Source organism: Streptomyces sp. 13-12-16 (genome assembly GCF_002114215.1).
Lineage (GTDB): Bacteria > Actinomycetota > Actinomycetes > Streptomycetales > Streptomycetaceae > Streptomyces.
This window is the reverse complement of record NZ_NCTE01000779.1, coordinates 1-9,794: the sequence shown is the minus strand read 5'-3', so window position 1 is coordinate 9,794 and position 9,794 is coordinate 1. Positions and strand designations below refer to the sequence as shown.

General features: G+C 72.1%; 11 protein-coding genes. 10 read left to right on the top strand and 1 reads right to left on the bottom strand.

Annotated elements, in window-relative coordinates; all coding sequences use genetic code 11:
* Nucleotides 1–420 precede the first annotated feature (420 nt).
* From gatC to gatB, 4 genes are read left to right on the top strand one after another with little or no spacing between them, the layout of a single operon-like run.
* On the top strand, nucleotides 421–717 hold the full coding sequence (gene gatC / locus B7767_RS28750; RefSeq protein WP_006130840.1) for an Asp-tRNA(Asn)/Glu-tRNA(Gln) amidotransferase subunit GatC: 297 nt from the start codon (nucleotides 421–423) through the stop codon (nucleotides 715–717).
* Between the two features lie 6 nt (nucleotides 718–723).
* Nucleotides 724–2,220, top strand: coding sequence for an Asp-tRNA(Asn)/Glu-tRNA(Gln) amidotransferase subunit GatA (gene gatA / locus B7767_RS28745; RefSeq protein ID WP_085574715.1), 1,497 nt, complete (start codon nucleotides 724–726; stop codon nucleotides 2,218–2,220).
* Complete coding sequence (locus B7767_RS28740; protein ID WP_030216519.1) at nucleotides 2,217–2,456, top strand: hypothetical protein; 240 nt, start codon at nucleotides 2,217–2,219, stop codon at nucleotides 2,454–2,456. The genes gatA and B7767_RS28740 overlap by 4 nt, the downstream gene beginning before the upstream one ends.
* Before the next feature lie 15 nt (nucleotides 2,457–2,471).
* Nucleotides 2,472–3,986, top strand: a complete 1,515-nt coding sequence (gene gatB / locus B7767_RS28735) for an Asp-tRNA(Asn)/Glu-tRNA(Gln) amidotransferase subunit GatB (protein WP_085574714.1) — start codon at nucleotides 2,472–2,474, stop codon at nucleotides 3,984–3,986.
* A gap of 75 nt (nucleotides 3,987–4,061) precedes the next feature.
* Here gatB and B7767_RS28730 read toward each other — a convergent pair whose 3' ends face one another.
* Nucleotides 4,062–4,865 carry a cyclopropane-fatty-acyl-phospholipid synthase family protein gene (locus B7767_RS28730; RefSeq protein WP_085574713.1) on the bottom strand — a complete coding sequence of 268 codons (804 nt, stop codon included), beginning with the start codon at nucleotides 4,863–4,865 and terminating at the stop codon, nucleotides 4,062–4,064.
* 186 nt (nucleotides 4,866–5,051) lie between these two features.
* Between B7767_RS28730 and B7767_RS28725 the strand changes: the two genes are divergently transcribed.
* The 6 genes from B7767_RS28725 (at nucleotide 5,052) to B7767_RS46630 (ending at nucleotide 9,557) form a co-directional block, all read left to right on the top strand.
* Nucleotides 5,052–5,375, top strand: a complete 324-nt coding sequence (locus B7767_RS28725) for a hypothetical protein (protein WP_085574712.1) — start codon at nucleotides 5,052–5,054, stop codon at nucleotides 5,373–5,375.
* Between the two features lie 195 nt (nucleotides 5,376–5,570).
* Nucleotides 5,571–7,817, top strand: coding sequence for an MMPL family transporter (locus tag B7767_RS28720; protein WP_085574711.1), 2,247 nt, complete (start codon nucleotides 5,571–5,573; stop codon nucleotides 7,815–7,817).
* The gene (locus B7767_RS28715) at nucleotides 7,795–8,355 is read left to right on the top strand and encodes a GNAT family N-acetyltransferase (RefSeq protein ID WP_085574710.1); all 561 of its coding nucleotides are present in this window, start codon (nucleotides 7,795–7,797) and stop codon (nucleotides 8,353–8,355) included. Before B7767_RS28720 ends, B7767_RS28715 begins: the two co-directional genes overlap by 23 nt.
* Nucleotides 8,356–8,409: 54 nt before the next feature.
* A complete protein-coding gene (locus tag B7767_RS28710) occupies nucleotides 8,410–8,955 on the top strand; it encodes a hypothetical protein (RefSeq protein ID WP_085574709.1) in 546 nt (181 codons plus the stop codon).
* A 138-nt stretch (nucleotides 8,956–9,093) separates the two neighbouring features.
* A complete protein-coding gene (locus B7767_RS46635) occupies nucleotides 9,094–9,342 on the top strand; it encodes a hypothetical protein (RefSeq protein ID WP_085574708.1) in 249 nt (82 codons plus the stop codon).
* Nucleotides 9,342–9,557: a hypothetical protein gene (locus B7767_RS46630; protein WP_085574707.1), complete on the top strand. Its 216-nt coding sequence runs from the start codon at nucleotides 9,342–9,344 to the stop codon at nucleotides 9,555–9,557. Before B7767_RS46635 ends, B7767_RS46630 begins: the two co-directional genes overlap by 1 nt.
* The last annotated feature ends 237 nt before the right edge of the window (nucleotides 9,558–9,794 follow it).

Here is a 9,794-nt window from a genome sequence, read left to right as displayed (position 1 = left end):
CGCCGCGCTCCCGGCCGCGACGACCACGGCCGACGAATAGCCCGCGCCGGGCGGGCGCCGTGCCCGTGGTGCGGAGCCACCCCGTTCGGCGGCGACGGGGGACGCTGCCCGCCGCTCCGTCGCGGGCGGGGAAACGCCGTGCGGCGTCCGACAGGGCGGGCCCGGGGAAAGGGTTTCACGGGCACGGCCCGCCGCCCCATAGGATTGGGGACTGGCGTCACATTCCCGCCTGCCCGCGACGCCTGGCACGCACGCTCGCCGCGTTGCCGAACCGCCCACGTGGCTCCGCCACGAGGACGCTCCGGCGCCTTGCGATCGCACGCACCAGACGCCGCGGGGCCCGCCCTGCGGGCGGACGACGGGAATGCGACGCCAGCCCCCAGCCCCGAACCACACACACTCACCCCAGAGGATCGCTGCATGCCTGGCATTACGCGCGAGGAGGTCGCCCACCTCGCCCGGCTGGCGCGTCTGGAGCTGAAGCCCGAAGAGCTCGACCACTTCGCGGGCCAGCTGGACGACATCATCGGCGCGGTCGCCCGCGTCAGCGAGGTCGCCGACCAAGACGTACCGCCGACCTCGCACCCGCTCCCGCTGACGAACGTCATGCGCGCGGACGAGGTCCGTCCCTCGCTCACCCCCGAGCAGGCGCTCTCCGGCGCCCCGGCCCAGGAGCAGCAGCGTTTCAAGGTGCCGCAGATCCTGGGGGAGGAGTAACCCGCCATGAGCGATCACATCATCAGGCTCACCGCCGCCGAGACCGCCGAGAAGATCGCCTCCGGTGAGCTCACGGCCGTAGAGGTCACCGAGGCGCACCTGGCCCGCATCGAGGCCGTCGACGAGAAGGTGCACGCCTTCCTGCACGTCGACCGCGAGGGTGCCCTGGCGCAGGCGCGCGCCGTCGACGAGAAGCGGGCCAAGGGGGAGGAGCTCGGTCCGCTGGCCGGCGTTCCCCTCGCCCTCAAGGACATCTTCACCACCGAGGGCATCCCGACCACCGTCGGTTCCAAGATCCTCGAGGGCTGGATCCCGCCGTACGACGCGACGCTCACCAAGCGGCTGAAGGCCGCCGACGTCGTCATCCTCGGCAAGACCAACATGGACGAGTTCGCCATGGGGTCCAGCACCGAGAACAGCGCCTACGGGCCGACCGGCAACCCGTGGGACCTCACCAGGATCCCGGGCGGGTCCGGCGGTGGTTCGTCCGCCGCGCTCGCCTCCTTCCAGGCCCCGCTCGCCATCGGCACCGACACCGGCGGTTCCATCCGCCAGCCGGCCGCCGTCACCGGCACCGTCGGTGTGAAGCCGACGTACGGTGCCGTGTCCCGGTACGGCATGGTCGCCTTCTCCAGCTCCCTGGACCAGGGCGGTCCCTGTGCCCGTACGGTCCTGGACGCCGCCCTGCTGCACGAGGTGATCGCCGGGCACGACCCGATGGACTCCACCTCCATCGACGCCCCGGTCCCGCCGGTCGTCGAGGCCGCCCGCAACGGCAGCGTCGCCGGCATGCGCGTCGGCGTCGTCAAGCAGTTCCGCGGCGAGGGGTACCAGGCCGGTGTCGTCCAGCGGTTCGACGAGTCCGTCGAGCTGCTGAAGGAGCTGGGTGCCGAGGTCGTCGAGCTGGACTGCCCGTCCTTCGACCTGGCGCTCTCCGCGTACTACCTGATCGCGCCCTCCGAGTGCTCCTCCAACCTCGCCCGCTTCGACGGCCTGCGCTACGGCCTGCGGACCGGCGACGACGGTACGCGCTCCGCCGAGGAGGTCACCTCGCTGACCCGTGAGGCCGGCTTCGGCGACGAGGTCAAGCGCCGCATCATGCTCGGTACGTACGCCCTGTCGAGCGGCTACTACGACGCGTACTACGGCAGCGCCCAGAAGGTCCGCACCCTCATCAAGCAGGAGTTCGAGCGGGCCTTCGAGCAGGTCGACGTGATCGTCTCCCCGACGACCCCGACCACCGCCTTCCCGATCGGCGAGCGCGCCGACGACCCGATGGCGATGTACCTGGCCGACCTGTGCACCATCCCCACCAACCTGGCGGGCAACGCGGCCATGTCGCTGCCCTGTGGCCTCGCCCCCGAGGACAACCTGCCGGTGGGTCTGCAGATCATCGCCCCCGCCATGAAGGACGACCGGCTCTACAAGGTCGGCGCCGCCGTCGAGGCCGCCTTCGTGGAAAAGTGGGGCCACCCGCTGATCGAGGAGGCACCGTCGCTGTGAGCGCACTGTCCAAGGCCAAGGGATTCAAGAAGTCCAAGTCCGGTCTGTACGTCTCCATGGCCACCTCGGCGTTCGGCGCCGTCGGTGTGTACAAGCAGATCAAGAAGGCGCGTGGCGAGAACGACACGCTGCGGCTGCTCGACGCGGTCGTCACCGGCGCCGCCGTCATCACCAACCTCGCCATCCTCTACCGCGAGGTGAAGCGCCTCGGCGACGACGACGTCCTGCTGGGCTGAGAGGGAAGTTTCACCGTGACCACCACGACTGACCTGGTGTCGTACGAGGACGCGCTGGCGTCGTACGACCCCGTCATGGGCCTCGAGGTCCATGTCGAACTCGGCACCCGGACCAAGATGTTCTGCGGCTGCTCGACGGCGCTGGGCGCCGACCCGAACACCCAGACCTGCCCCGTCTGCCTCGGCATGCCCGGCGCGCTCCCGGTCGTCAACGCGACCGGCGTCGAGTCGGCGATCAAGATCGGTCTCGCGCTGAACTGCGAGATCGCCGAATGGTGCCGCTTCGCCCGGAAGAACTACTTCTATCCGGACATGCCGAAGAACTTCCAGACCTCCCAGTACGACGAGCCGATCGCCTTCGACGGCTACCTCGACGTGCAGCTGGAGGACGGCGAGACCTTCCGCGTCCAGATCGAGCGCGCCCACATGGAGGAGGACACCGGCAAGTCCACGCACGTGGGCGGCGCCACCGGCCGTATCCACGGCGCGTCCCACTCGCTGCTGGACTACAACCGCGCCGGCATCCCGCTGATCGAGATCGTCACCAAGCCGATCGAGGGGGCGGGCGAGCGCGCCCCCGAGGTCGCGCGGGCGTACGTCCGTGAGCTGCGCGAGCTCATCCGTGCCCTCGGCGTGTCCGAGGCCCGGATGGAGATGGGCCAGATGCGCTGCGACGTGAACCTGTCGCTGCGCCCCCACGGCACCGAGAAGTTCGGCACCCGCAGCGAGACGAAGAACGTCAACTCGCTGCGGTCCGTCGAGCGCGCCGCCCGGTTCGAGATCCAGCGGCACGCGGCCGTCCTCGGCGGTGGCGGGACGATCGTGCAGGAGACCCGGCACTTCCACGAGGACACGGGGTCCACGACCTCGGGCCGCGTGAAGGAGGAGGCCGAGGACTACCGGTACTTCCCGGAGCCCGACCTGGTGCCGGTCGCCCCGTCCCGCGAGTGGGTCGAGGAGATCCGTTCCGCCCTGCCCGAGCTGCCGCTGGTGCGCCGCAACCGGCTCCGCGAGGAGTGGGGGATCTCCGGCACCGACATGCAGGCCATCCTCAACGCCGGTGCGCTGGACCCGATCGTCGCCACGATCGACGCCGGTGCCGACGCGGCCTCCGCCCGCAAGTGGTGGATGGGCGAGCTGGCCCGCAGCGCCAACGAGTCCGGCACGTCGCTCGACGAGCTGGCGATCACCCCGGAGCAGGTGGCCCGGATCGCCGAGCTGGTCGTGAAGGGCGATCTGAACGACAAGCTGGCCCGTCAGGTCATCGAGGGCGTCCTCGCCGGTGAGGGCACCCCGGACGAGGTGGTCGACAAGCGCGGTCTGAAGGTCGTCTCCGACGAGGGTGCCCTGGGCACCGCCGTCGACGAGGCCATCGCCGGCAACCCGGGCATCGCGGACAAGATCCGCGGTGGCAAGGTGGCCGCGGCCGGTGCCCTGGTCGGCGCGGTCATGAAGGCCACGCGCGGGCAGGCCGACGCGGCCCGTGTGAAGGAGCTGATCCTGCAGAAGCTGGGTGTCGGCGAGGGCTGATCGACGAAGACGATCAGGGAGGGGGCGCATCGGTTCGATGCGCCCCCTCGCTCATGAGGTCATGCCGTCACGCGGTCAGGCGCGGCGGCCCACCACGCGCGCGAAGCCCAGCGTGCGGCCCCGGTCCGTGCGCAGCATCTCCGCGCTCTCCCGGCTCATCCGCACGTGGAACTCCTCCGTGCTCTCCTCTGCGACGACGTCGCACCAGAGCAGCCACTCCCGCCAGCCGTCCTCCAGCCAGTCGGCCGTCTCGACCTCCACGGCCCCGCTGCGGGTCCAGTGGCGGCGCCACCAGGCGGGGCTGTGGAAGCACCAGAACGCGGGGTCCCAGAAGGGCTTCATGTGCTCCGGCGGTTCGGTGCCCTCGATCTCCTCGGGCAGCGCGGGGACGACGACCCCGATCCGCCCGCCGGGCTTCAGCAGCCGGGTCAGCGTCGGCAGGTAGAGGTCGTCGGTGCCGAAGTACTGGTACGCGTCGACGGAGACGATCGCGTCGAAGCTCTCCTCCCCGAAGGGAAGGTCGTGCGCCTCGGCGAGGACCGGGAGGACCCGGTCGGCCACGCCCGCCTCCGCGATGCGGCGCGCGTTGTCGTCCGGCTTGATCCACAGGTCGGCCGCGGTGACCTGGAGGTCGTACTCCCTGGCCAGGAAGACCGACGTCATGGCGCGGCCGCAGCCCAGGTCGAGCACGCGGGCGCCGGGGCGCAGGGTGTCGAGGCCGAGGGCCGGGGCGAGCCACTCCAGCAGCCACAGCGCGTGCGGGCCCATCCCGTTCTCGATGGTCCAGCGGGCGTCGTAGGCGCTGCTGCGGGGGTACCGGGGCAGGGCGAGGCGGCTAGCGAGGTCGTCGTGCGGGGTGTTCGATGTGATGTCCGACATCGGTGAACGGGCTCCTTGGGGCCGTGAAGGGGGAAAGGGTCTCGTCGGAGATCGGGCGGACAAGCATCAAAGCACCTGCTTCGGTCGGTGGCGGACTGCCGCGGGACGGCGGAACGGCGGACGGTAGCAGTCGGCCCGCACCCCCGCATCCGGTTTTCCGGGCCGCGGGCGCTACGCTCCCGCGCCATGAGTGGACGTGCCGATTCCGATGACTCGACCGCGGACCTCCGGGCGGAGGACACCGGGCGGGACGACGAAGCCTCGCGGGAGGTGCGGCGCGCCCGGTGGGCCGCGACCGGCGCCGGGGCCGTACTCGCCCTCGCGGGTGTGGCCGCCGCTCTGCTCCGTCTCGCGGGTCCCGTGCCGGCCCTCGTCCCCGTCGCGTACGCCTGCGGAGCCGCCGTCTGCGCCCTCGCCGCGGTGCTGGGCTCCCGGGGGCGGACCCGCAGGGCGCTGTGGCTGCTGGTGGCGGGGCTCATGACCATGGCGCTGGGGGACCAGTTCGACTGAGCGGTGCCGCTGCTCACGGAGCTGTGAACGCCGCTGCTCAGAGAGATGTGAACAAGGACACGAAAGCGACAAACGATCAGTTGTGCCTGCGAGAGTGGGCAGTGCGTAGCTCATGCGTTCTTTGCGGGATGTTCGGTCCGCGTTCGGCTGTTCCCGGTCAAAGATCCACACCTCAGTCACTCCGGGAGCACGTTCGTGGCAGCCCTCGCACGCTGGTGTGTCCAACGCCGTCTGATCACCGTTCTGCTCTGGCTCCTCGCCCTCGGCGGGGTCTCCGCCGGCGCCCTCGCCGCCGGCTCCGCCTACTCGAACGACTACGGGGTGCCCGGCACCGAGTCGGGGCGGGCCGCCCGGCTCCTGGAGGAGGGCTTCCCGGACCTCGGCGGCGACAGCGGCAACGTGGTCTGGCACACCACGTCCGGCAGCGTCCGGGACACCGGCGTCGAGCAGGCCATGACCCGCACCTTGGACCGGATCGGGGACCTGCCCGGCGTGGCCGCCGTGAGCGGCCCCTACGACGGCCAGGGCGCCGGCCGGATCAGCGCGGACGGCCGCACCGCCTACGCCACGGTCACCTTCGACGACCGGTCCGAGGACATCGACGCGGGCGAGGCCGCCACCGTGGTGGAGACGGCCGTGGCCGCCCGGACCGACGGACTCCGGGTCGAGCTGAGCGGCAGCGCCGTCGAGACCGTCGGGACCTCCGGCGGGCACACGGCCGAGATCGTCGGTGTGGCCGTCGCCGCCGTCGTCCTGTTCCTCGCCTTCGGCTCGCTCGCCGCCGCGCTGCTGCCCATAGCCACCGCCCTGGTCGGCGTCGGCACCGCCTACGCCGGGACCGTGCTCCTCGGGCACGTCATGACCGTCGCCGACTTCGCCCCCATGCTCGGCATGCTGATCGGCCTCGGCGTCGGCATCGACTACGCGCTGTTCATCGTGACCCGGCACCGGCGCGGACTGAAACGCGGCCTCACCGTCACCGAGGCCGCCGTCAACGCCGTCGCCACCACCGGACGGGCGGTCGTCTTCGCGGGCGCCACCGTCTGCATCGCCCTGCTGGGCATGCTGATCCTCCGGCTGAACTTCCTCAACGGCGTCGCCGTCGCGGCCTCGCTCACCGTCGTCCTGACCGTCGCCGCCTCCGTCACCCTGCTGCCCGCCCTGCTGAAGTGCATCGGCATGCGCGCGCTCAGCCGCCGGGAGCGGCGCCGGCTGGCCGAGCACGGGCCCGAGCCGGAGCTGCCGACCGGGTTCGCCGCCCGCTGGTCGGCGTTGGTCGAGCGCCACCCCAAGCTGCTCGGCGCGGTCGCCGTCGTCGTCATGGCCGTCCTCGCGCTGCCCACCCTCTCCCTCCACCTGGGCACCTCCGACCAGGGCAACGACCCCGAGACGTCCACCACCCGCCGGGCCTACGACCTCCTCGCCGACGGCTTCGGCCCCGGCGTGAACGGCCCCCTCACCCTCGTCACCCACGTCGACGGCGCCGGGGACCGGCTCGCCCTGGACAACCTCGACACCACCCTGCGCGCGACCGAGGGCGTCGCGTCGGTGTCGCCCGCGACCTACGGCACGGGCGGCGACACCGCGTACCTCACCGTCGTACCGGAGTCGTCCCCGCAGTCGAAGCGGACCAGTGACCTGGTCGACCGGCTGCGCGACGACGTGCTGCCGCGGGCCGAGTCGGGCACCTCGCTCGATGTGCACGTCGGCGGCGTGACGGCCGGATACGACGACTTCGCCGACGTCATAGTCCAGAAGCTGCCGCTGTTCGTGGGCGTGGTGATCGGCCTGGGCTGTCTGCTGCTCCTGCTGGCCTTCCGCTCGATCGGCATCCCGCTCAAGGCCGCCGCGATGAACGTGGCCGCCGTCGCCGCCGCCTTCGGTGTCGTCGTCGCGATCTTCCAGTGGGGCTGGGGCAGCGAACCGCTCGGCCTCGGCAGCGCGGGCCCCATCGAGCCCTTCCTGCCCGTGATCATGGTGTCGGTCCTCTTCGGGCTCTCCATGGACTACCAGGTCTTCCTGGTCAGCCGGATGTACGAGGAGTGGCTGGAGACCGGCGACAACCGGCGCGCCGTCCGCGTCGGCCTCGCGGAGACCAGCCGGGTGATCAACTCCGCCGCCGTGATCATGATCTCGGTCTTCCTCGCCTTCGTCCTCAGCGGCGACCGGGTGATAGCCATGTTCGGCATCGCGCTCGCCGCGGCCGTCGCCCTCGACGCCTTCGTCCTGCGCACCCTGCTCGTCCCCGCCCTCATGCACCTCCTCGGCGGCGCCAACTGGTGGCTGCCGCGCTCGCTGGACCGGATCCTGCCGCGCATCAGCATCGAGCCGCCCGAGGCCCGGGCCGCCCATGAGAGGCTGGCCGCCGCCACGGACGCCGAGGCGGCGGACGTGCTGGCCGAGGAGGAGCAGCAGCGGGATGTACGCGATACGACTGGGTGACGACGGAGCCGAACTGCGCCCCCTGGAGCCCTGGCACGCCGAGGAGTTCCTGGCCCATCTGGACCGGGGCCGGGAGTTCATCAACCAGTACGTCCCCTTCGGCTCCAAGGCCACGGACGTGGCCGGAGCCCGGGAGGTGCTCCGGCGGTACGCCGACTGGCGTGCCGCCGACACCGCCTCGCTGCACGGGCTGTGGCTGGACGGCACGCTGGTGGGCGGGGTGCTCACCCTGAACTTCGACGCCGGGAACGGAAGCTGCGAGGTCGGCTGCTGGCTGGAGCCCGCCGCCACCGGGCGCGGGCTCGTCACCCGCGCGATGCGGGTGCTCATCGACTGGGCCGTCGAGCAGCGCGGCATCCACCGGGTCGAATGGGTCGCGGCGGCCGGCAACGAGCCGAGCGTCAACATCGCCCGCCGGCTCGGCATGACCCGGGACGGTGTGCGCCGCGAGGCCCACCTCCACCACGGGGTACGCCACGACCTGGAGGTGTGGTCCGTGCTGGCCCCGGAGTGGCGCGCGGCGCGCGACGGTCATTGAGGCGCACAACGATCATTAAGCGGACTCTCAGAGAGCGTCCGTACGGTGCGGGGCATGGGAACGAAGACAGTGGACGGAACCGGAGCCGGCACCGGGCGCGACGAGACGGCGGTGGACGCCACTGAGCCGGACGACGCCACGGACGCGGTGCAGGACGCCCCCGAGACCGAGACCGAGGCCGAGGCCGGCAAGGAGGACGGTCCGTCCGGTGTCGGACAGGGCGCCGCCGCGGTCGTCTCCGCGGCCCTCGGCCTCGTCTCGCTCACCGGTGGCTGGCTGGGCACGGTGGCCGCCGCGCGGGAGACCCTCATGGGCCAGCTCGGGACGGCCGCGGACGCCACCGTCGCCACCCAGGTCAAGGAGGTGTACGGCGACGCCTGGCGCACCAGCGCGCTGTGGGCCGGCCTGTTCGCGCTGACCGCGCTGATCGTGGGCGTGGTGGTGCTGGCGAGGCCCGCGTTCGGGACGCCGGGACGGACCGTCCAGGCGCCCTGGATCAAGTCGGTCGCCTGGGCGGGCGTGTCGCTCGGCGTCATCGGACTGCTGCTGGCGGTCCTCAAGTACACCGACGTACTGCTGGGCCTGCCGGCGACCGGCTGAGCCGGGCGGTGAGGGGTCTTCCGGGCGCCCGGAAGACCCCTCACGCGCGTTCAGGAGGCGAGTACGGCGCGTGCCTCGGCGCGGCTGCGGCTGGCCCTCGTCGGACGGGTCCCGGGAGCGGCCGCGGGAGCGCTGCTCGTGGTGGCGCTGCCGGCGAAGTACCTCGCGCTGCTCATCGCCGGGGTGGTGCTCACCGGCGTCGCGGTGAGCGCGGCGGGGTACGTACCCCGGGCGCGGCGCTCCTCTGTGTTCCTGGCCGGGACGGCGTCGGGGCTGATGGGCACGGCGACCTCCATCGGGGGCCCGCCGATGGCGATGGTGTGGCAGCGGCTGAGCGGGCCGCGGCTGCGGGCCACGATGAGCGCGTTCTTCCTGGCGGCTCGCTGATGAGCCTGGTCGCGCTGGGGGCGGCGGGGGCGGTGGGCACGCACACGTTCCAGCGCACGGTGCTGCTCGCGCCGACGGCGGTCGCCGGCGTGCTGCTCTCCGGTCCGCTGACCCGGCGGCTGGACGCGCGGCACACACGTACGGCGGCCATGGCGCTCGCGGTCGCCGGTGCGGCGGGGCCGGTGGTACGGCAACTGAGGGCTTGGGCGGCCTAAGTACCTTCTAAGGCCCCGCGCCGGCCGGAAGATACGGAACCCTCCCGATGTGGCGGACCCGCCCGGGAGACGAAGGTGGAGGCATCGCAGAGAGCGATGACCGGCACCGATTCCTCCGGGGGACACGTCATGTTCGAGTACGCACTCCACCGCCTCCACCACGACGACCTCGTCCGCCAGGGGGAGGAGCACCGCCTGGCCCGGGAAGCCACCCGGCTCCGCCGTACCGGCCGCCAC